General features: G+C 72.6%; 21 protein-coding genes, 1 tRNA gene, 1 pseudogene and 1 riboswitch. Of the genes and pseudogenes, 2 read left to right on the top strand and 21 right to left on the bottom strand.

All coding sequences use genetic code 11. From position 1 onward, the window contains the following. Positions 1-32: 32 nt before the first annotated feature. The 16 genes from BJF77_RS18400 to rpsB all read right to left on the bottom strand — a co-directional run bounded on the left by BJF77_RS18400 (position 33) and on the right by rpsB (position 15777). Positions 33-854 (bottom strand): DUF4081 domain-containing GNAT family N-acetyltransferase, encoded by an 822-nt coding sequence (locus BJF77_RS18400; RefSeq protein WP_075873074.1) that lies wholly within the window; start codon positions 852-854, stop codon positions 33-35. 51 nt (positions 855-905) lie between these two features. Then, entirely contained in the window at positions 906-2072 is a 1167-nt protein-coding gene (ispG, locus tag BJF77_RS18395; protein ID WP_062736725.1) for a flavodoxin-dependent (E)-4-hydroxy-3-methylbut-2-enyl-diphosphate synthase, read from the bottom strand. A gap of 142 nt (positions 2073-2214) precedes the next feature. After that, on the bottom strand, positions 2215-3549 hold the full coding sequence (locus tag BJF77_RS18390) for an RIP metalloprotease (RefSeq protein ID WP_075873073.1): 1335 nt from the start codon (positions 3547-3549) through the stop codon (positions 2215-2217). 189 nt (positions 3550-3738) lie between these two features. Beyond that, complete coding sequence (locus BJF77_RS18385) at positions 3739-4338, bottom strand: methionine ABC transporter permease (RefSeq protein WP_083665264.1); 600 nt, start codon at positions 4336-4338, stop codon at positions 3739-3741. 56 nt (positions 4339-4394) lie between these two features. Then, positions 4395-5474 (bottom strand): methionine ABC transporter ATP-binding protein, encoded by a 1080-nt coding sequence (locus BJF77_RS18380; protein WP_083665259.1) that lies wholly within the window; start codon positions 5472-5474, stop codon positions 4395-4397. Further along, positions 5471-6358, bottom strand: a complete 888-nt coding sequence (locus tag BJF77_RS18375; RefSeq protein ID WP_047801864.1) for a MetQ/NlpA family ABC transporter substrate-binding protein — start codon at positions 6356-6358, stop codon at positions 5471-5473. Before BJF77_RS18375 ends, BJF77_RS18380 begins: the two co-directional genes overlap by 4 nt. A gap of 100 nt (positions 6359-6458) precedes the next feature. Then, a riboswitch (SAM riboswitch) is annotated at positions 6459-6575 on the bottom strand. 38 nt (positions 6576-6613) lie between these two features. Further along, complete coding sequence (gene dxr, locus BJF77_RS18370; RefSeq protein ID WP_083665258.1) at positions 6614-7924, bottom strand: 1-deoxy-D-xylulose-5-phosphate reductoisomerase; 1311 nt, start codon at positions 7922-7924, stop codon at positions 6614-6616. 113 nt (positions 7925-8037) lie between these two features. Further along, entirely contained in the window at positions 8038-8307 is a 270-nt protein-coding gene (locus tag BJF77_RS18365; RefSeq protein ID WP_047801865.1) for a GlsB/YeaQ/YmgE family stress response membrane protein, read from the bottom strand. 222 nt (positions 8308-8529) lie between these two features. Next, positions 8530-10161: a cation acetate symporter gene (locus tag BJF77_RS18360; RefSeq protein WP_047801866.1), complete on the bottom strand. Its 1632-nt coding sequence runs from the start codon at positions 10159-10161 to the stop codon at positions 8530-8532. A gap of 3 nt (positions 10162-10164) precedes the next feature. After that, positions 10165-10545, bottom strand: coding sequence for a DUF485 domain-containing protein (locus tag BJF77_RS18355; protein ID WP_075873071.1), 381 nt, complete (start codon positions 10543-10545; stop codon positions 10165-10167). A gap of 163 nt (positions 10546-10708) precedes the next feature. Then, positions 10709-11311, bottom strand: coding sequence for a DivIVA domain-containing protein (locus BJF77_RS18350; protein ID WP_083665257.1), 603 nt, complete (start codon positions 11309-11311; stop codon positions 10709-10711). Positions 11312-11336: 25 nt separating this feature from the next. Further along, positions 11337-12284, bottom strand: a complete 948-nt coding sequence (locus tag BJF77_RS18345) for a phosphatidate cytidylyltransferase (RefSeq protein ID WP_075873070.1) — start codon at positions 12282-12284, stop codon at positions 11337-11339. Then, positions 12284-12841: a ribosome recycling factor gene (gene frr, locus BJF77_RS18340; RefSeq protein WP_047801870.1), complete on the bottom strand. Its 558-nt coding sequence runs from the start codon at positions 12839-12841 to the stop codon at positions 12284-12286. Before frr ends, BJF77_RS18345 begins: the two co-directional genes overlap by 1 nt. A gap of 126 nt (positions 12842-12967) precedes the next feature. Beyond that, positions 12968-13741, bottom strand: coding sequence for a UMP kinase (pyrH, locus tag BJF77_RS18335; RefSeq protein WP_238985955.1), 774 nt, complete (start codon positions 13739-13741; stop codon positions 12968-12970). A 229-nt stretch (positions 13742-13970) separates the two neighbouring features. Beyond that, complete coding sequence (gene tsf, locus BJF77_RS18330; protein WP_047801871.1) at positions 13971-14801, bottom strand: translation elongation factor Ts; 831 nt, start codon at positions 14799-14801, stop codon at positions 13971-13973. 106 nt (positions 14802-14907) lie between these two features. Beyond that, entirely contained in the window at positions 14908-15777 is an 870-nt protein-coding gene (gene rpsB, locus BJF77_RS18325) for a 30S ribosomal protein S2 (protein ID WP_075873069.1), read from the bottom strand. A gap of 441 nt (positions 15778-16218) precedes the next feature. Here rpsB and BJF77_RS20910 point away from each other — a divergent pair. Continuing rightward, positions 16219-16632: pseudogene (locus BJF77_RS20910) on the top strand (peptidoglycan DD-metalloendopeptidase family protein); the annotation flags it as partial. Positions 16633-16760: 128 nt separating this feature from the next. On the opposite strand, the gene BJF77_RS20905 reads toward BJF77_RS20910, so the two are convergent. From BJF77_RS20905 to BJF77_RS18295, 5 genes are all read right to left on the bottom strand, one after another. Further along, positions 16761-17012, bottom strand: coding sequence for a hypothetical protein (locus BJF77_RS20905; RefSeq protein ID WP_075873068.1), 252 nt, complete (start codon positions 17010-17012; stop codon positions 16761-16763). Positions 17013-17143: 131 nt separating this feature from the next. Then, positions 17144-17217: transfer RNA gene (locus BJF77_RS18310), tRNA-Ile, on the bottom strand. Further along, entirely contained in the window at positions 17208-18500 is a 1293-nt protein-coding gene (locus BJF77_RS18305) for a glycosyltransferase (RefSeq protein ID WP_083665256.1), read from the bottom strand. Before BJF77_RS18305 ends, BJF77_RS18310 begins: the two co-directional genes overlap by 10 nt. A 47-nt stretch (positions 18501-18547) precedes the next feature. After that, complete coding sequence (locus BJF77_RS18300) at positions 18548-19468, bottom strand: DMT family transporter (RefSeq protein ID WP_075873080.1); 921 nt, start codon at positions 19466-19468, stop codon at positions 18548-18550. Positions 19469-19634: 166 nt separating this feature from the next. Beyond that, the gene (locus BJF77_RS18295) at positions 19635-20480 is read right to left on the bottom strand and encodes a phage holin family protein (RefSeq protein WP_075873067.1); all 846 of its coding nucleotides are present in this window, start codon (positions 20478-20480) and stop codon (positions 19635-19637) included. Between the two features lie 306 nt (positions 20481-20786). Here BJF77_RS18295 and BJF77_RS20315 point away from each other — a divergent pair, with 306 nt between their 5' ends. Then, a complete protein-coding gene (locus tag BJF77_RS20315) occupies positions 20787-21053 on the top strand; it encodes a hypothetical protein (RefSeq protein WP_075873066.1) in 267 nt (88 codons plus the stop codon). Positions 21054-21092: the final 39 nt, after the last annotated feature.

The following is a 21092-nucleotide window of genomic DNA, read 5'->3' as shown; positions in this document are numbered from 1 at the left end:
GCGCCGCACCGGACGGCGCGCCCGGTGGGCGCTCAGAGCAGGACGGTCGCGAAGGTCCCGACCCGGCGGAAGCCGACCCGTTCGTAGGTGGCCAGGGCGCGGGTGTTGTAGTCGTTGACGTAGAGGCTGATCACCGGGGTGGTGCGGCGGGCCAGGCGCACCGCGGCGGCCATGCACGGCGCCGCCAGCCCGCGGCCGCGGTGCGCCGGGTCGACCCACACCCCCTGCACCTGGGCGACCCCGCGGGCGACCGAGCCGAGGTCGGCCTTGAACACGACCCGGTCCCGCTCGTCGGTGAGCACGAGGCATCGTCCCGAGCCGACGAGGGCGGCCACCCGGTCCCGGTAGCCGCGGTCCCCGCCGGAGTACGGTGAGTAGCCGACCTCCTCCTCGAACATCGCGGCGCTGGCCGGCAGCACGGCGGGCAGGTCGGCGCTGGTGGCGAACCGGACACCGGGGTGCGGCGCGGGCGCCGGGTCGTGGTCGATCGCCAGCAGGGGCTGCACCGGGCGGACGTCGAAGGGCCGCGGCCACGAGCGCTCGAGCCGGGACCACAGTCCGAGCACCGGTGCGGCCGGGCCGAAGACGGAGGCGTACCGGGCCCCGCCCCGGCGCAGGTGCCCGGCCACGAGGTCGAGACCGGGCTCGTCGAGGGTGATCGGGACGACGTTGGTGCCCGTCCAGCACGCGCCGGTGAGCCGCCCGTCCGGATCCGCCGTGCCGACGACCGGCGGCACCCGGGAACCGCGGCCGCGGCGGTGGGACTCCACGTGGGCGGCCACGAAGGCGTGGGCGACGGGGTCCGCCCCGAGCAGGCGGTCCAGCTCGTCCGGGTCGACCTCCCCCGACGGCACGAGCCGCGGCGCCGTCCTCCGCTGCGTCCTCACCCGTTCGTCACCGTCCCGTCAGCTGACGCTCACCACGGGGCTGCCGGTGGCGCTCTCCCCGTCCCCGTCCGCGTCCATCTCGGCGGCGATGCGGTTGGCCTCCTCGATCAGGGTCTCCACGATGAGGTCCTCGGGGACGGTCTTCACGACCTCGCCCTTGACGAAGATCTGGCCCTTGCCGTTGCCGGAGGCCACCCCGAGATCGGCCTCGCGGGCCTCGCCGGGGCCGTTGACGACGCAGCCCATGACGGCGACGCGCAGCGGGACCGTGAGGCCCTCCAGGCCCGCGGTGACCTCGTCCGCGAGGGTGTAGACGTCCACCTGGGCGCGTCCGCACGAGGGGCAGGAGACGATCTCGAGCTTGCGCGGGCGCAGGCCCAGGGACTGCAGGATCTGGTTGCCCACCTTGACCTCCTCGACCGGGGGCGCGGAGAGCGAGACCCGGATGGTGTCGCCGATGCCCTGGGAGAGCAGGGCGCCGAAGGCGGTGGCGGACTTGATGGTGCCCTGGAACGCCGGGCCGGCCTCGGTCACGCCCAGGTGCAGGGGCCAGTCCCCGCGCTCGGCCAGCAGCTGGTAGGCCCGCACCATGGTGACGGGGTCGTTGTGCTTGACCGAGATCTTGAAGTCGTGGAAGTCGTGCTCCTCGAACAGGGACGCCTCCCACACCGCGGACTCCACGAGCGCCTCCGGGGTGGCCTTCCCGAAGCGGTCCATGATCCGCTGGTCCAGGGAGCCCGCGTTCACCCCGATCCGGATGGACACCCCGGCGGCCTTGGCCTCCCGGGCGATCTGGGCGACCTGGTCGTCGAACTTGCGGATATTGCCGGGGTTCACGCGCACGGCGGCGCACCCGGCCTCGATGGCCTTATACACGTACTTCGGCTGGAAGTGGATGTCGGCGATCACCGGGATCGGGGACTTCATCGCGATGATCGGCAGGGCGTCGGCGTCGTCCTGCGACGGGCAGGCCACCCGGACGATGTCGCACCCGGCGGCGGTCAGCTCGGCGATCTGCTGCAGGGTCGCGTTGATGTCCGTGGTGGGGGTCGTCGTCATGGACTGCACGCTGACCGGCGAGTCGGAACCGACCCCCACGGACCCGACCCGGATCTGCCGGGTCTTCCGGCGCGGGGACAGGACGGGCTGGGGTGCGGCGGGCATGCCGAGGCTGACCGGGGTCAAGGGTTCCTCCGAGGAGTTCGCGGACAGATGCGGGATCGGTGGCGGGCGGACCCGGTCGCCGGGTCCGTCGTCGCCTCCCATTGTGCCCCATGCCCCCGGGCGCTTCCTGGGCGGTCCCCGGATTCCTCCGTGGCCGAACGGCTCAGAACAGCTGGACGGGCTTCACGATGTCCGCGTAGACCAGCAGGACCGACATCCCGATCATCAGCGCGGCCACGGCGTAGGTCAGCGGGAGCAGCCGTGCCGGGTCGAACGGGCCCGGGTCGGCGCGGCCCAGCAGCCGGGCGGCGCCCCGCCGCAGGCCCTCCCACAGGGCGCCGGCCACGTGCCCTCCGTCCAGCGGCAGGAGGGGCAGCAGGTTGAAGACGAACAGCGCCAGGTTCACCGATCCGACCAGCCCCACCAGGGAGGCGGCCTTGTCCCGCAGCTCGATCTCCTCGTGGGCGGCGATCTCCCCGGAGATGCGGCCGATCCCGACCACGGAGATGGGTCCGTCCGGGTCCCGCGGCGCGTCCGAGAACGCGGCCTGCCCCACCTCGTAGACCCGCTGCGGCAGGTGAAGCACGATCCCGGCGATCTGCTCCAGCCCGTCGAGCACCGCCCCGGGCACCGCGGTGAGCGGCTGCCGGACGGGAACGGCGGTGGGGCTGATCCCGATGAACCCCACGTCCTCGTAGCGGGGCGCGCCGTCGGGTCCCGTCACGGCGGCCCCGGTGTCGTCGACCACCGGGCGGGAGGTGAGGATCGGGGTGAGCACGGTCCGCACCTCCGTGCCGTCGCGCTCGACCACCACGGGGATCCGCTCCCCGGCGCGGTCGCGGACCCGCGCGGTGAGCTCCTCCCACGTGGTCACGGGGGCCCCGGCGACGGCGGTGACGACGTCCCCGGGACGCAGCCCGGCCGCGTTGGCCGGCGCCTCGGGGTCTCCGGCGCGGCACTCGGCCTGCCCGGCGGCCTGCCGCTCGGCGGGCACCACGCACTCCGAGACCCACGCGACCGTCGTGGTCGGCGTCGCGGTGCCGAGCCCGGTGAGCAGCACGGCGAGGCACACGGTGCCCAGCAGCAGGTTCATCACGGGCCCGCCGAGCATGATCACGATCCGCTTCCACACGGGCAGGCGGTAGAAGACGCGGTCCTCGTCCCCGGGGGCCAGCTGCACGGCGGAGGCGCTGCGGGCCTCGGCGGCGAGCTGCTGGAGCACCCCGGTGCCGGCGGTCCGCGCCGTGCTCCCCGACCGGGCGGGCGGATACATCCCGACCATGGAGATGTAGCCGCCCAGCGGCACGGCCTTGAGCCCGTACTCGGTCTCCCCGCGGCGACGCGAGAACACGGTGCGGCCGAAGCCGACCATGTACTGGGTGACCCGCACGCCGAAGAGCTTGGCGGGGACCAGGTGGCCGAGCTCGTGCAGGGCGATCGAGGCCGCGATGGCCACGGCGGCGAGCAGCACGCCCACGAGGAACAGGACCACGCCCATCCGGGGACCTCCGGGGATCGTCGGGTCGTCCCCGGCGGTCGCCGGGGACGGCAGGGGCCGCGCGTGCGCGGCGAGGACCAGTGTGCACCACGATCCTGGACGCAGGGTGTCACGCTCCCGCGCACGACGACGGCCGGCCGCCTCCGGGGAGGGACCGGCCGTCGCGGGCACCGCTGCGGCGCCGGGGCGTCAGCGGCGCAGGATGCGCCGCGCCAGCCGGTTGCCCACCAGCTGGACCAGCTGCACGAGGACGACGATCACGGCGACCGCCGCCCACGTGACCTCGTCGTTGAACCGCTGGTAGCCCAGGCGCAGGGCGAAGTCGCCCAGTCCCCCGGCGCCGATGGCCCCGGCCATCGCGGACATGTCCGTGATGCCGATGACCAGGAAGGTGTAGCCGAGCACCAGGGGCCCGAGCGCCTCGGGCAGGATCACGGTGGTGATGATCCTCCCGCGCGAGACGCCCATCGAGCGGGCCGCCTCCACCACCCCGGGGTCCACGCTCATCAGGTTCTGCTCGACGATGCGCGCGACCGCGAACATCGCCCCGATGGTCATCGCGAAGATCGCCGCGTTGGGGCCCAGACGCGTCCCCACGACCTGCTGCGTCAGCGGCCCGAGTGCCGCCAGAAGGATGATGAAGGGGATCGGCCGGACGAAGTTCACGACGAGGTTGAGCCCCTCGTGCACCACGCGGTTCTCCAGGATGTTGCCCCGGCGGGTCACGTAGAGCCCCACGCCCACGAGCATCCCGAGCAGCCCGGCGAGCGCGAGGGTGACGGACACCATGTAGAGGGTCTCCCCGAGCGCGGAGAGCAGCTCGGGACCCAGGACGGACCAGTCGTTCACGCGGCCACCTCTCTCAGGCTCGTGATGCGGGACAGCTCGTCGACCACGGCCTGCACGGCCGCGTCCTCGCCGGTCAGCTCGAAGGTCAGGGACCCGAAGGACTGCTCCTGGAGCACGCTGATCCCGCCGTAGGCGATGGTGAAGCGGACCCCGCGGGCGGCGCCGTCGGAGAGCACACCGCCGATGTCCACGCCGTCGCCGACGTCCACGATCACCAGGCGCCCGCGGTGCGCCCGGCGCAGCCGCTCGACCTCGCGCTCGTCCGGCACCGAGTGCAGGACGGAGGAGACGAAGCGGCGTGCGGTCTCGGTGCGGGGCCGGGCGAAGATGTCCACCGTCGAGCCGTGCTCCACGACCTTGCCGTCCTGCATCACGGCGACGCGGTCGGCGATCGCCCGGACCACGTCCATCTCGTGGGTGATGATCACGATCGTGATGCCCAGCTCCCGGTTGACCCGCTGCAGCACCTGCAGCACCTCCTGGGTGGTCTCCGGGTCGAGGGCGCTGGTCGACTCGTCGGCCAGGAGCAGCTTGGGGCTGGTCGCCAGGGCACGGGCGATGCCCACGCGCTGCTTCTGCCCGCCGGAGAGCTGCTCCGGGTAGTTCCCGGCGCGCGCGGACAGGCCCACGAACTCCAGCAGCTCGGCGACCCGGGCCCGCCGCTTCTCCTTCGGCCAGCCGGCCCGCTTGAGCGGGTACTCGACGTTGCCGGCCACGGTCCGGGACGTGAACAGGTTGAACTGCTGGAAGATCATCCCGATCTCCTGCCGGACGGGCGCGAGCTCGGTCTCCTTGCGCCCGGCGACCTCGAAGCCCTCCACGGTCAGGGACCCCGAGGAGACGGGCTCGAGCCCGTTGATCAGCCGTACCAGGGTGGATTTGCCCGCCCCGGAGTAGCCGATCACGCCGAAGATCTCGCCGCGGTGGACGTCGAGGCTGACGTCGTCGACGGCCAGCACCTCGCGCGCGGCCCGGCCGGAGCCGGTGCGGAAGGACTTCGAGACGTTGCGGAAGGAGACGAGCACCTCGTCCGGGCGCCCGCGTGCGGACGGCCCGGAGGGGACCGCAGCGCTCACTGCCCCTGGTCCTTCAGCTCCTGCTGGTAGCGCGCGGTCAGCTCCTGCAGCTCCTCCGGCTCCAGCTGCAGCGGCACGGCCGTGTCCTTGGTCTCCTCCATCTCGGCGTCGATGACGGACTGCTCGTGGTAGAGGTCCGCCACCTGCCGGAGGGTCTCGTCGTCGGCCAGCTCCTCGGTGGTGGTGAAGAGGTTGACGTAGGCGCGGGAGCCCTCCGCCTCGGGGTCGTCCTGGGCCAGGGCGGACTTCGGGTCGATGTCCGCGCGGGCGAGGAAGTCGTTGTTGATCACCGAACCTGCCACCGAGTCCATGGAGAGCACCGTCTGCTCGGCCGACACGGGGGTGACCCGCACCGTGGAGGCCTCGGTGTCGACGTCGAGCTCGGTCGGGATGAGGGTGTCGCCCTTCAGCTCCACGAGACCGGCCGACTCGAGCACGAGCAGGGCCCGGGACAGGTTCACGGCGTCGTTCGGGACGGCGATCTCGTCGCCCTTCTGGAACTGGTCCACGGAGTCGTACTCGTTGGAGTACAGGCCCAGCGGGTAGATCGACGTCGAGCCGATCGGGGTGATGGAGCCCCCGGCGGAGTTGTTGTAGTCGGCGAGGAAGGGAACGTGCTGGAACCAGGTCATGTCCACGTCGCCGGACTCGGTGGCCGGGTTGGGCTGGTTGTAGTCCGAGAAGTCGACGTACTCGACGGTGATGCCCTGTTCCTCGGCCAGCCGCTTGAGAGCGTCGTGCGTCGGGTGCGAGCCGACGACGCCGATGCTCACCTTGCCGTCGGCCAGGGCGCCCTCGCCGGCCTGGTCGGAGCCGCCGCAGGCGGTGAGGGTGAGGCCGAGGGTGGTGGCCAGGGCGAGGAAGGTGAGGCGCTGCGATCGCATGTCGTGCCTTTCCGTGGGTCCAGGAGGTCGGGAGTCTCCACCAGTCCCACCAGGACCGACGGCCACGGTCGAGGGCACGCCGGAGGGCGCGTCCGCGGTCGAACCGTACTTGCCGCCGGCCCACGATGGCCGGTGCCGGATGGTTCACCTGGGGCACCCCACTACGGGAGAGGGTTGCCGCCCAGCAAGCCAGGGCTGCGCGCTGGGACTCGTCATCCGCCCGACAGACTAGCACGTGCGCCGGGTCCGGCCCGGTCAGCGGGCGAGGACCTCCTGCGCCCGCCGCCGGGCCCAGCGCTCGGCCTCCAGGACGGCGCCGAGGTCCAGGACGCCGCCGTCCTGGTGCTCGCCCAGCACCGTCTCCACCGTGTCCACGATCGCCGGGAACCGGATCCGCCCGTCGTGGAAGGCGTGCACCGCCTCCTCGTTGGCGGCGTTGAACACCGCCGGGTGGGTGCCCCCGCGCTCCCCCGCGGCCTTGATGAGCTCGACGGCGGGGAACGCGTCCCGGTCCAGCGGCTCGAAGGTCCACTCGGTGGCGCGGGTCCAGTCGCACGCGGCGGCGGCGCCGGGCACCCGGTGCGGCCAGGCGAGACCGAGGGCGATGGGCAGGCGCATGTCCGGCGGCGAGGCCTGCGCCAGCGTCGACCCGTCCACGAACTGGACCATGGAGTGCACCACCGACTGGGGGTGGACGACCACGTCGATGCGCTCGAGGGGAACGTCGAAGAGCAGGTGGGCCTCGAGCACCTCCAGGGCCTTGTTCACCATGGAGGCCGAGTTGGTGGTGACCATCACGCCCATGTCCCAGGTGGGGTGGCGCAGCGCCTCGCGCGGGGTGACCGCCTCCAGCTCCGCCCGGGTGCGGCCGCGGAACGGCCCGCCCGAGGCCGTCAGGACGAGCCGGTCCACCTCGGCGGCGCTGCCGCCGCGCAGCGCCTGCGCCAGGGCGGAGTGCTCGGAGTCCACCGGGATCAGCGCGTCCGGGCGGCCCGAGGCCGCCGCCGCCTCCTTCACCAGCGCTCCTCCGGCGATCAGCGACTCCTTGTTGGCCAGCGCCAGCCGGTGCCCGGCCCGCAGTGCCGCCAGGGTGGGGGCGAGGCCGATCGAGCCGGTGATCCCGTTGAGCACGAGGTCGGCCTCGGGGTGCGCCGCGGCCGCCGTGGCGGCCTCGGGACCGTGCAGGATCTCGGGCCGGTAGTCCCCGGCGCCGGCGGCCGCGGCGCGCTCGCCGATCCGCCGGGCCAGCTCCTGGGCGTCCTCACCGCTGCCGCTCGTCGCCACCACGGCGGCGCGGGTCTCCACGGCCTGCTCCGCCAGCAGCGGCAGACGGCCCCGGCCGGCCGCGAGGGCCACCACGCGGAACGGCGCCCCGCCGTCGAGCCGGTTCGCCGCGCGCACGACGTCGAGCGCCTGGGTGCCGATCGACCCGGTCGACCCGAGCACGACGATCCGTCGGGGGCCGGCGGCGGCCAGCGCGCGCAGCTCGGGCGTCGGCTCGGGCGTCGGCTCGAAGGTCGGCTCGGGGATCGCTTGGGGGCGGGGCGCGGCGGAGGGGGAGCTCATGGCCCCAGTATCCCCCAGCCCGACCGGCGGCCTGCCGCGGCGGGTCCGGACGGACCGAGGCCCCGGTCACCGTTTCCGGTGGCCGGGGCCTCGGGTTCCGCTGAGGGTGCGGATCAGTGCGTGCGGCCCTTGCGGCCGGTGAGCGCACCGTAGATGAAGAGCACGATGAGCGCTCCCACGACGGCGGTGATGATCGTGCCGATGTCGAACACGGACTCGAGGCTGCCGATGCCGATCAGCGAGCCCAGGAAGCCTCCGAGGAGGGCGCCGATGATGCCGAGCACGATCGTGACGATGATGCCGCCACCCTGGTTGCCCGGCATGATGAGCTTGGCGAGGGCGCCCGCGATGAGACCGAGGACGATCCAGCTGATGATTCCCATGATTGCTCCTTATCCGTCCCGGGAGGGACCTTCATTGTAAGCAACCGGCGAGTTTCCCAGGAATACCCTGGGCCGGCTTCTGCGCTCACCCTACCGGACTGTCAGCCCTCTGTCTTTTCCCGTTCGCGAATTCCAGGTGTGTCGACGGGATCGGCTCCGGCCCGCCCGGAGCCGGACCTTCGGGTGGGCCGGGAGTCCTCCCAGGTCGGAGCGGGGACGCCGTCAGTGCGCGACGGGCTTCTCCGCACCGATGCCTGTGAGCGAACGCACTTCCATCTCGGACTGCTTGACCGGGTCCTCCAGGCGCCGCTCCGTCATGGAACCGATGAAGCCGAGGAGGAAGGACGCCGGGATGGACACGATGCCCGGGTTCTGCAGCGGGAACCAGGCGAAGTCGGCCGTGGGGATCATGGAGGTCTCGGCCCCGGACATCACCGGGGAGAAGACGATCAGGACCACCGAGAGGATCAGGCCGCCGTACATGGACCAGACCGCGCCGCGGGTGGTGAACCGCCGCCAGTACAGCGAGTACAGGATGGTCGGCAGGTTCGCCGAGGCCGCCACGGCGAAGGCGAGCGCCACGAGGAACGCGACGTTCTGGCCCTGCGCCCCGATCCCGCCCGCGATGGAGACGATGCCGATGACCACCACGGTGGTCTTGGCGACGCGCAGCTCCTGGCGGGGGTCGGAGTTCCCCTTCTTGATCACGCTGGTGTAGATGTCGTGGGCGAACGAGGCCGAGGCCGTGATGGCCAGGCCGGCGACGACCGCGAGGATCGTGGCGAACGCCACGGCGGCGATGATGCCCATGAGCAGCGAGCCGCCTAGCTCGAAGGCCAGCAGCGGGGCCGCGGAGTTCACGCCGCCCGGGGCCGCCTGGATCCGCTCGGCGCCGATGAGGGCCGCCGCGCCGAAGCCCAGGACGAGGGTGAAGAGGTAGAACAGGCCGATCAGCCCGATCGCCCAGACCACCGAGGTGCGGGCCTCCTTGGCGGTGGGCACGGTGTAGAAGCGCATCAGCACGTGGGGCAGGCCGGCGGCGCCGAAGACCAGGGCCAGCCCCAGGGAGATGAAGTCCAGCTTGCTGGTCTCGCTGACCCCGTAGCGCAGACCCGGCTCGAGGATCGCGGGGTTGCCGGAGACGGCGACCGCGTCGCCCAGCAGGGAGGAGAGGTTGAAGCCGTAGAGCGCCAGGATCCAGACGGTCATCACCGCCACCCCGGAGACGAGGAGCACGGCCTTGATGATCTGCACGTAGGTGGTGCCCTTCATCCCGCCCACGAGCACGTAGACGATCATGAGCACGCCCACGACGACGATGACGAGGGACTGTCCCGTCCGCGAGCTGATGCCCAGCAGCAGGGACACCAGCGCTCCGGCGCCGGCCATCTGGGCCAGCAGGTAGAACGCGGACACCGCGAGGGTGGAGATCGACGCCGCCACGCGCACCGGGCGCTGGCGCAGCCGGAAGGACAGGACGTCGGCCATCGTGAACTTCCCGGTGTTGCGCAGGAGCTCGGCGATGAGCAGCAGAGCCACCAGCCAGGCCACGAGGAAGCCGATGGAGTAGAGGAACCCGTCGTAGCCCTGGACGGCGATCGCGCCGACGATGCCCAGGAAGGACGCCGCCGAGAGGTAGTCGCCGGCGATCGCCAGACCGTTCTGCGTCCCGCTGAACCCGCGGCCGCCGGCGTAGTAGTCGGCCGCCGTGGCCGTGGACTTGGAGGCCCGCAGCACGATCACCATGGTGACGACGACGAAGGCCCCGAAGATGGAGATGTTGATCCAGGGCGTGCCGACCGTTTCCGTGGTGGCGGTCGCCATGGGCGCGAGCGCGGTGGGGAGGTGGTGCATCGGTCAGTTCTCCTGTCCGTGGACGCCGCGGGTGCTCCCGAGGCTGGGCTCGAGGCGCTCCCGGATGGCCGTGGCCTTCGGGTCCAGCTTGCGGTTGGCGAAGGACACGTAGGCGCCCGTGATCGCGAAGGTGGTGACGAACTGGAGCAGCCCCAGGATCACGCCCAGGTTGACGTTGCCGACCACCTGGATGGCGAAGAGCTGCGGGACGTACATGGCGAGCACCACGTACAGCAGGTACCAGACCAGGAAGGCGACGGCGAGCGGGAAGACGAAGCCGCGGTGGGTCTTCCGCAGCTCCTGGAACTCGGGCGACCGCTGGGCCGCGGGGAAGTCGACGTCGGCGACGAGGTCGTCGGCGTCGGTGGGTGGCTGGGTGGACATGGGCTACCTCCTCATGTGATGCGGACCACACTAGGCCGTTGTATGCAGAGGGGCAAGACGAAGCACCGGGAATTCCCAGTTTGGGGCAAGAATGTGACACGGAGAGTGCATTCTGGACGATTCGAGTCCAAGGCTGTATACACAGCCGCCGGAGGCGGTCGGGTCAGCGCAGCGCCAGCAGGAGCTGGACCGCGCGGTCCAGGAAGGCGTCCACCTGCTGCTCCTCGTAGCTGCGCTCGCCGTGCGCGGGCGGGAAGACGGCCCCGCGCAGCTCGGCCGGGTCCAGCGGGCCGGAGTCCGTCAGCCGGGCGCCGAGGCGCTCGCACAGGACGTCGACGTGGGCGGCGGAGTAGCCCTGCGCCCGGGACCGCCGGGGGTGCCGGAAGCGCTGGGCGCGCGGCCGCTCGATCCGCCCGCGCAGCAGTACGGTCAGGGCCTCGACGTGCTGCTGCCAGGCCTCGGGCCCGCGCAGGCACAGGACCTGCTCGCGCTCGGCGGCGGCGAGGGCGTCCTCGGCGGTGTCCAGGACCTCGTCGACGGCCTCCGGCCGGTAGCCGCCCCGCGCCCCGGAGAACACGGTCGCGCGCACGTGCGTGCTGAGCAGCGGGGCGCGCCCCTCCAGCGGGGAGGGACCGGGCCCCTCCAGGGCCTCCCGCACACGCGCGAGGAAGGCGTCCACCTCGGCGACGTCGTAGCCCTGGGCGCCCTCGGGGCAGCGCGGGATGCGGGGACTCGGGAAGCGGGCTGCGGAGTGCTCGGCGGCCATGGGCGGGTGGTCCTGGGCGGCCCGGTCAGGCGCCCGTGGCGAACAGCGCGAAGAGCAGGTATCCGGCGGGGACGGCGAAGAGGATGGAGTCGATCCGGTCCATCACGCCCCCGTGACCGGGCAGCAGCGTGCCCATGTCCTTGATCCCCAGCTCGCGCTTGACCATGGACTCGGAGAAGTCGCCGAGGGTGGCGGCCAGCACGAGGGCCACGGCCAGGACGGCGCCCTGCCACCAGGCGTGGTCGAGCAGCAGCACGGCGCACAGGATGCCGATCAGCACGGAGCCGCCCAGTGAGCCGGCGAAGCCCTCCCAGGACTTCTTCGGGCTGATCCTCGGGGCCATGGGGTGGCGGCCCCAGACCACCCCCACGGCGTAGCCGCACGTGTCCGAGCCGACGGCCAGCAGGATGACGGTGAGCACCTTCAGGGCCCCGGCGTCCGTGTGGTAAAGCAGCAGGGCGATGCTGAGCAGGAACCCGACCCAGACGAGGGCGAAGACCGAGCCCATGATGGACAGGATCATCCCGTTCCGGTCGCCCAGCGCCCGCCACACGATCACCAGGGTCAGGCCCACGACCACGGCCATCATGAGGGCCTCTCCCCCGCCGGCGAACGCGGCGAGGGGCATGAGCACCCCGGCGGTGACCGCCGGGACGCGCGGGATGGAGATGCCGCGGTAGCGCAGCGACCGCCCGACCTCCCAGACCCCGATCCCGGCGGCCGCGCCGGCGAGCAGGGCGAGCACGACGGGCTGGACGAACAGGCCCACGAGCAGGGTCCCGATGAGCACCACGGCGACGCCCACGGCGGCCGGCAGGTTCCGTCCGGCACGGGAGGGAGCGGTGTGCCGCCGCTCCCGGCGGCCCGGCGCCGCCGCCGCGTCCCGGGTGCCGGGGGCACGAGAGGGGAAGGCCTCCCCGGCGGGTCCCGGGGAAGCCTTCAGCTCCTGGTGCGGGCGTCGCGGGTCCGGCATCAGACCTGCAACAGCTCCGCTTCCTTGTTCTTAAGCATCTCGTCGATCTGCTCGATGTGCTTCTTCGTCACGGCGTCGAGGTCCTTCTCGGCGCGCTTGCCCTCGTCCTCGCCGATGTCGCCGTCCTTGACGGTCTTCTCGATCTGGTCCTTGGCGTGCCGGCGGATGTTGCGCACCGACACCCGGGCCTCCTCGGCCTTGTGCCCGACGATCTTCACGTACTCCTTGCGGCGCTCCTGGGTCAGCTCCGGCATGACCACCCGGATGACGTTGCCGTCGTTGGCCGGGTTGGCGCCGATGTCCGAGTTGCGCAGCGCCTTCTCGATGTCGGTCAGGGCCGAGCGGTCGTAGGGGGTGATGAGCAGGGTGCGGGCCTCGGGGTTCTGGAAGGAGGCGAGCTGCTGCAGGGGGGTGGGCGTGCCGTAGTACTCGACGAGGACGCTGGAGAAGAGGGAGGGGTTGGCCCGGCCCGTGCGGATGCCGGCGAAGTCCTCCTTGGCGCCGTCCACGGCCTTGCCCATCTTGGTCTTCGCTTCGGACAGGATGTCTGAGATCACGTAGGAGCTCCTTCGTCGGGTCGCACGGAGTCCTCCGCGCGGGGTCGGTTCCGCCGGGGACGGCGCCGCAGGCGCCCGTCCCGGGCATGCTGGCCCCAGTCTAGCGCCGGGCCGCCGGGGGCCGGATCAGGCGGTGACCAGGGTGCCGATCTGCTCCCCGAGGAGCGCGCGGGTGACGTTGCCCTCCCCCTGCATGCCGAACACGCGCATCGTCACGTCGTTGTCGCGGCACAGGCTGAAGGCCGTCTGGTCCATCACGCGGATGTCGCGGGCCAGGGCCTCGTCGTAGGTCAGCGCGGACAGCCGCTGGGCGTCCGGGTTCGTGCGCGGGTCGGCCGTGTAGACGCCGTCGACCCCGTTCTTGGCCATCAGCACCTCGTCCGCGTGCACCTCGAGGGCGCGCTGGGCGGCGACGGTGTCGGTGGAGAAGTAGGGCAGCCCGGCCCCGGCGCCGAAGATCACGACGCGGTCCTTCTCCATGTGGCGGATGGCGCGCCGCGGGATGTACGCCTCGGCGACCTGCTCCATCTTGATCGCGGACTGCACCCGCGTGTCGACCCCGCACTGCTCGAGGAAGTCCTGCAGGGCCAGGCAGTTCATGACGGTGCCGAGCATCCCCATGTAGTCGGCCCGGGAGCGGTCCATGCCGGCCTGGGAGAGCTCCGCGCCGCGGAAGAAGTTGCCGCCGCCGACGACGATGGCGGTCTCCACCCGGCCGACCGTCGCCGCGATCTGCTCGGCGATGTCGCGGATCACGCGGGTGTCCACGCCGATGGAGCCGCCGCCGAAGACCTCGCCCGAGAGCTTCAGCAGGACCCGGCGCCGCGTGGGGGTGACCCGCGGGCCACGGCTCAGGCGGAGGGCCTCGTCCTGGATCTCGGACGCTGAAGTGGTGGGCATGGTTCCTCCCGGCGACGACGGTGCTGCTGGACGGGCACGGTCCCGCGAGGGTGGGGTGGAGCGGGCCCGGGCCTCCCTCAGCATACAGAACACCCGGCTCGCCCTCCGCCGGCACCGGCGGTCACCGGGGCATCGCCGCAGGTGGGAGCGAGTATGACGAAGGGAGGCGACCCTGCGGTGCAGGGTCGCCTCCCTCCGGCGGGACGCCGTGGCGCCCGGACGGGCCCGGTCAGGCGCCGACGCGGAAGCGGGCGAAGGCCGTGGCGGTCGCACCGGCCTCCTCGAGCACCTTGCCGACGGTCTTCTTGGAGTCCTTGGCGAAGTCCTGGTCGAGCAGGACGACGTCCTTGTAGTAGCCCTTCAGGCGGCCGTTGATGATGTTCGGGAGGATCTTCTCCGGCTTGCCCTCGGCGCGGGCGGTCTCCTCGGCCACGCGCTTCTCCGACTCGACGGTCGCGGCGGGCACGTCCTCCTCGGAGAGGAAGGTCGGGGACATCGCGGCGATGTGCACGGCCACGTCGTGGGCGACCTGGTCCGCCTGGGCGCCGGAGGCGGCCAGCAGCACGCCGACCTGGGCCGGGAGGTCCTTGGAGGTCTTGTGCAGGTACACGGCCACGTTCTCGCCCTCGACGCGGGCGAGGCGGCGGACGACGACCTTCTCGCCGAGCAGCGCACCGGTCTCGGTGACCAGCTCGGAGACGGCCTTGCCGTCGGCCTGGGCCTCCATGAGCTCCTCGAGGGAGTTCGCGTCGGCGGCGACGGCGGCCTCGAGGACCTTGTTGCCGAACTCGACGAACGGGGCGGACTTGGCCACGAAGTCGGTCTCGGAGTTGACCTCGACCAGGTAGCCCACGTTGCCCTCGACGCGCGCGGCCACGAGGCCCTCGGCCGTGGCGCGGCCCTCGCGCTTGGTGACGCCCTTCAGGCCCTTGACGCGGATGATCTCCTGGGCCTTCTGCAGGTCGCCGTCGGCCTCGTCGAGGGCCTTCTTGACGTCGAGCATGCCGGCGCCGGTGCGCTCCCGCAGGGCCTTGATCTCAGCGGCGGTGTAGTTCGCCATGTGAACTCCTCACGTAGTCGGTGGTGCCGGCCGGGGCGCGCTGGCGCCCCGGCCGGCGTCCGGTGGAGATGGTGCCCCACCGGGGAAAACGGACGATGAACGGAGACTACTCGGCGGCGGTCTCGGTCTCGGCGGGGGCGACGGCCTCGGTCTCGACGGCGGTCTCGGCCGGCGCCTCGGTGGCCTCGGGGGCGGAGGCCTGCTCGGCGGCGTGCTGCTCGAGCAGCTCGCGCTCCCACTCGGCCATCGGCTCCGCGGCCTGGTCCGCGCCGCCGGACTTCTTGTTGTGGCGCTCCATGAGGCCCTCGGCCACGGCGTCGGCGATCACGCGGGTCAGCAGGTTGACGGAGCGGATCGCGTCGTCGTTGCCCGGGATCGGGAAGGCGACCTCGTCGGGGTCGCAGTTGGTGTCGAGGATCGCGACGACCGGGATGCCCAGCTTCTGGGCCTCGTCCACGGCCAGGTGCTCCTTCTTGGTGTCCACGATCCAGACCAGGGACGGGGCCTTGGTCAGGTTGCGGATGCCGCCGAGGGTGCGCTCCAGCTTCTCCTTCTCGCGGCGCAGGAGCAGCAGCTCCTTCTTGGTGTACTGCGAGCCGGCGACGTCGTCGAAGTCGATCTCCTCGAGCTCCTTCATGCGCTCGATGCGCTTGGAGACCGTGGTGAAGTTGGTGAGCATGCCGCCCAGCCAGCGGTGGTTCACGTAGGGCATCCCCACGCGGGTGGCCTGCTCGGCGATGGCCTCCTGCGCCTGCTTCTTCGTGCCGACGAACAGGATGGTGCCGCCGTGGGCCACGGTGGTCTTGACGGCCTCGTAGGCGCGGTCGATGAAGGACAGCGACTGCTGGAGGTCGATGATGTAGATGCCGTTGCGCTCGGTGAAGATGAAGCGCTTCATCTTCGGGTTCCAGCGGCGGGTCTGGTGGCCGAAGTGCACGCCGCTGTCGAGGAGCTGGCGCATGGTAACGACGGACATGTCGTCTCCTTGTTCTCGTGCGGGAGGGCGTGCGACGACGCCCGGCCCGCGGATACGGTTATCGGCTGCGTCCGGCGGACGAGCCCCTGGCGCAGCGGTGAGCGGAACCGAGGAGGCTCCGCTGCCGGGCCGCCGTACCGCACCCCGCCGGGACGGGGAACGCGGACCGGGGCGGCCGGGCCGGGACAGGAGATCCCGGCGGCGCTGCGCGCGAAGTCAGCTGCTCACCACCGCGCCGTCGGAACCGGCGCGGAGCCGGGTCCGGAGTGGTCACGAGGGCGCGCCGCGAGGCGCGCAGAGAGCACACTGCGGGGTCAACTGTACTACACGGGCCCCGTTGCCCCTGCACACCCCCGGCCGCGCACGGGCTTACACCCGGGGCCGTCCACAAGGCTGCGGGGCGGGCCCCGCGCGCGGCTCCGTCGCCGCCAGGGTGGGGGCATGAGCCCCGTTTCGCCCCGGTTCCGCACGACCCGCCGGCCTCGCCTGCCGATCGCCGTGGTCCTGGCCCTCGTCGCGCTCCTGGCGGGGACACCGCTGCCGGCCTCCGGGGAACGCGGCTGGGCCTGGCCGCTGGTGCCCCGGCCGGCGGTGGTGGGCGACTGGGCCGCCCCGGCGCAGCGCTGGGGCCGGGGGCACCGCGGCGTGGACCTGGCCGCGGCCCCTGGCGCGGCCGTGCGCTCCCCCGCCGACGGCACCGTGAGCTTCGTGGGGTTCGTGGTGGACCGCCCGGTGCTCACGGTCGACCACGGCGGCGGCCTGCGCTCGAGCTTCGAGCCCGTCGAGTCGGCCCTCGTGCGCGGGGACCGGGTCCGCCGCGGGCAGGTGCTGGGCGTGCTGCGCGGGCGCGACCACTGCGGGGTGGCCGCCTGCCTGCACTGGGGCGTGCGCCGGGGCCGGGACTACCTCAATCCGCTGCAGTTCGTCGGTGCCCTGGAGCCCTCGGTCCTGCTGCCCGTTCCCGAGCGGCCGCACGCGGCGGCTCAGCCGTCCTGGCCGCCCTCGTCCTCGCCGCCCGCGTCCTGGACGTCCTCGAGGCCCTGCTCGACCTCCGCGATCCCCTCCTCGGCGCCCTGCTGGACGTCCTCGGCGCCCTGCTCGAGGTCCTGCTGGACCTCCTCCGCGCCCTGCTCGACGTCCTGCTGGATCTCCTCGGCGCCGAGGTCGCAGCCGGTCAGCGCGGCGAGCGCGAGCGCCGCGAGGGACAGGGGTCTCCACAGCCTGCGGCGGGTCATCGGAACATCTCCTCGGTCGGTGGTGCGTGCCTCGCAGCACCAGTGCACCACATCCGGCCGCGGCGCGCACCCGCCCGGAGACAGCGGAGCACCCCTCCCACCGGACGGACACGGTGACAGGGGTGCAGGGGTAGGGCCGGTGGGGCTTGAACCCACGACCGAAGGATTATGAGTCCTCTGCTCTGACCAGCTGAGCTACGGCCCCGCGCCGGGCGGGCCGGCGGCGCAGACCACGTTACCGCACCAGGCGCCCAGCCTGGCCCGCAGCCGGCGCGGCCGCCCGCCGCGGTCGTGCCCGGGATCGGGCTGCCCCCCGCGGTAGATCCGCACGAACGTCTCCAGGGTGCGCGGGAAGCTGTGCTGGGCCACCTTGCGCCGGCTCTCCCGCCCCATCCGGGCCCGCTCCTCGGCGGTCGCCCCGAGCACGAGGCCCAGCTTGCAGGACAGGTCGCGGGCGTCCCCGGGACGGAACAGCCAGCCGTTGACCCCGTCCTCGGCCAGGTGCGGCAGGGCCCGGGCGTCGGCCAGGACGACCGGGCGGGACGCCGACATCGCCTCCAGGGTCACCAGCGACTGCAGTTCGGCAGTGCCCGGCTGGCAGAAGACGTCGGCGCGCAGATAGGCGGCGCGCAGCTCCTCGTCGGGGACGTAGCCCAGGAAGTGCACCCGGTCGCCGACCCCCAGGGCCAGTGCGAGCTTCTCGAGCCCGGCGCGCTGCTCCCCGTCCCCGGCGAGCTCCAGGTGGGCGCCGAGCTCGGCCGGGAGCAGGGACATGGCCTCGATGAGCACGTCCACGTTCTTCTCCACCGCGAGACGGCCGGTGAACAGGACGGTCGGGCGCGCACCGCGGTGCGCCCGCTCCCCGGCGTGGGGCTCGTAGTCGGAGATCCGGATCCCGTTGGACACGGCGAGCACGGTGTCCGGGAAGCCGTTGCGGACCATGGTCTGCACGGCCAGCGGCGTGGGGGCGGTCACCACGTCGCACCGGCCGAGGACGCGCACCATGTCCCGCCAGGAGACCCTGCGGTAGAGGTCGAGGACCCACTGCGGGAACGGCAGGAAGGGTTCCAGGTTCTCCGGCACGAAGTGGTTGGTGCCCACCGTCCGGATGCCCCGGCGCCGGGCCTCGCGCACGAGCAGCCGGCCCAGGATGTAGTGGCACTGGACGTGCACGACGTCGGGGGCCACCTCGTCGAACACCCGGCGGATCTCCCCCGCCACCTGCCACGGGAAGCAGAGCCGGAAGTACGGGTGGGTGAAGGCCCGGTGGGAGCGCAGCCGGTGCTCCACGACGCCGTCGTCCTCGGCGCGTGCGGACGGCCCGCGGCCGGTCCGGGCGCAGACCACGTGCACCCGGTGCCCCTGATCGTGCAGACCCCGGGCGAGCCGGTGCCCGAACTGCGCGGCCCCGTTGACGTCCGGCGGGTACGTCTCGGCGCCCAGCAGCACGGTCAGGGGGCGGTCGGTGGTCCTGGTCTCGGCGCTCAAGCGTGGCTTCCCGGTCGATGGTCGGCTGGTCGGTCAGGTCCTGCGGGTCACGGCCGCGGCCGGCTCGGTGCGCGCCGGTCCCGGTCCGCGAGCTCGGCACGGCGCGCGAGCACCTCCGGGTGGCACTGGGAGAGCACGGCGACCCCGACTATAGCAACGCCTCCCGCCAGTGCCATGAGTACGCCGGTCAGCACGGAGAAGCCGGGGCCGGCCTCGCCGAGGACCAGCAGCCCCAGGAGGACGCCCACCATCGGGTCGATGACCGTGAGACCGGCGATCACCAGGTCCGGGGGTCCGGCGGCGAAGGCGGTCTGCACGAACCACCCGCCCAGGGCCGCGGCCACCACGGCGGCACCGATCGCGAGCCAGTTGACGTCGTCCAGCGGGGTCCCGGCGCTGCCCTGGATCCGGGTGATGGTCAGCCGGACCAGCACGGCCACGAACCCGTAGAGGATCCCGGCGGCCGCCACGTAGAACGTCCCGCCGAGGCCGTGGCGGAACAGCGCCGCGGCGACGCCCAGGACGCAGATGAGGACCACGAGCATGACGACCGCGGTGTGCTCCGCCCATGCCGAGATCCCGTGGGCCGGATCCGTCGCCGCGACCGCACAGGTCACGAAGACCGCGCCCCCGGCGGTGCACAGCCCGATGGCCGCCCAGGTCCTCCGGTTGATCCGCAGCCGCCGGTGGCGGGCGTGCAGCAGAGTGGTGATCACCAGGGCGACGACACCGATGGGCTGGACCACCGTCACGGTGGCGAGGCCCAGGGCCGCCACGTTGAGCGCCGTGCCGAGCCCGAGCAGACCCAGCCCCAGGAGCCAGCGGTGGTTGCCCAGCAGCGCCATCAGCGCTCGCGGGGTCAGCCGGTCGTGCGTGCGGTCCGCCACGGCGCTGCCCTGCTTCTGCGTACCGACGGCCAGGCACACGGCGGAGAGCAGCGCGAGGGCCACGGCCAACCACTGGCTCACCACATCCACCGACCTGTGCTCACGCCCGGAATTCTAGCGAGACCCTCCCGGGGCCGTCCGTGTGACGCGTGGCCGCCGGGTGAACGCACGGCGAAGGCCCGGAAGCCGGTGGCTTCCGGGCCTTCGGCCGGTGTGCGCGCCCACGGGGGGTCCGTGGACGCCGTGGTCACCGGAACAGTCTGCGCAGGAAGACGAGGAACGCGCTGCTCGCCACGGCCAGGACGGTGAGCGGCTGCCAGCGCTCCCCCAGGCCGGACTGACGCGAGCCGGACCGGGTCCCGCCGCCCTGGGCCAGGATGCTCTTGACGTCCTTGGGCGTGGTCCGGACCGTGCGGCTGGTGCGGTCCACGAAGCCCTTGGTCGTGGACTGGATGGTCTCGGCGCGGCCCTGGACGTCGTCACGCAGCGTCTTGAGGTGCTCGCGGCGCAGCTTGAGCCGGTGCCGCAGCTGCTCCTCGGTCGGCGCCGGGGGCTTCTGGCGGGCCGGGTCCTGGGCCGCCTCGCGCTGCTCCTGCTCCTTGCGCTCGCGGGCCAGCTGCTCCTCGCGCTGGACGCGGCCCTCGGTGTAGGCGGAGCCCTCCTTGACCACCCCGAGGTCGTACTTGAGCCCGAAGACGGCCTTGCGCGGGACGAGCGGCAGGGCCTTCTTGATCGTGGCCACTCCGATGAGCGCCGCGATCACCAGGATGATCAGGAACAGCACGCCCAGCAGCAGTGCCGCCAGCCACGCCGGCATCACCTGCGCCAGGCCGGCGATGGCGGCGCCGACGAGCGCGATGGTGGCCAGCAGCAGGAAGACCAGGCCGACGACGACGAAGGCCGCGCCCTTCCCGAGCGTCTTGGCCTTCTCCGTGAGCTCGATCTTCGCGAGCTGCGCCTCGTCCTTGAGCTGCTTGGGCAGCAGGCGGCCGAAGACCTTGACGACATCCAGGATCGACGCCGTCCCGGGGTCGGTGCGCTCCGCCCCCGCTCCCGAGGTGCCGCCCGTGCTGGGGCCTACCGAATGACTCATGCCCGCCTCCGTTGATGATGAGAAAAAGTACGTGGACTGAGCACCAAGCTACCATCGGGCCGCCCGCCGGCGGGCGCGCACGGGGTCGGCAGGCCTCCAGGCCCCGGGCCCGGTCGAGGGGCCCGACCGGTTCCCCGGCCCGGCGGCGCCGAACAGCGCGGAGACCTCTCCGCAGCGCGCCCGTCCGCCGAGGGGCCCACAGCCGCGGGGCCGCGCTGTCCCGCAAAGAGCGGGCATCACAGAAGCCATTCCATGCGGCTGAATGGGAAGTGCGCTGTCTCGTGCTCTTTCGGAAGGAACCCCGCCATGACCGTCATCACCCGCACCGCCCGTACCGCCGCGACCCCGGTGCGCGACGACGTCCTGCGCTCCCTGTCCGCCCGGGGCATCGGCGTCTCCAGCGCGGACGTGCTCTCCGAGGGCCGGGAGTGGTCCGTGGTGGTCTCCGGCCGTCCGGCCGACCTGACGGAGACGGAGGTCCGGATCGCCGTGTGGAACACCGTGCTCAACCACACGGCCGTCCACGGGCTGCCCGAGCCGGTCGACGGGGTCCGGATCCGCCTCGACGGCTGACACGGAGGCGGGGCGTCCTCCGCCGCTGCCGGGCCGGCG

The organism is Kocuria sp. CNJ-770 (assembly GCF_001942375.1).
Classification (GTDB): Bacteria; Actinomycetota; Actinomycetes; order Actinomycetales; family Micrococcaceae; genus Kocuria; species Kocuria oceani.
Note: the sequence above shows the minus strand (reverse complement) of the source record. Positions and strands in the feature narration are given on the sequence as shown.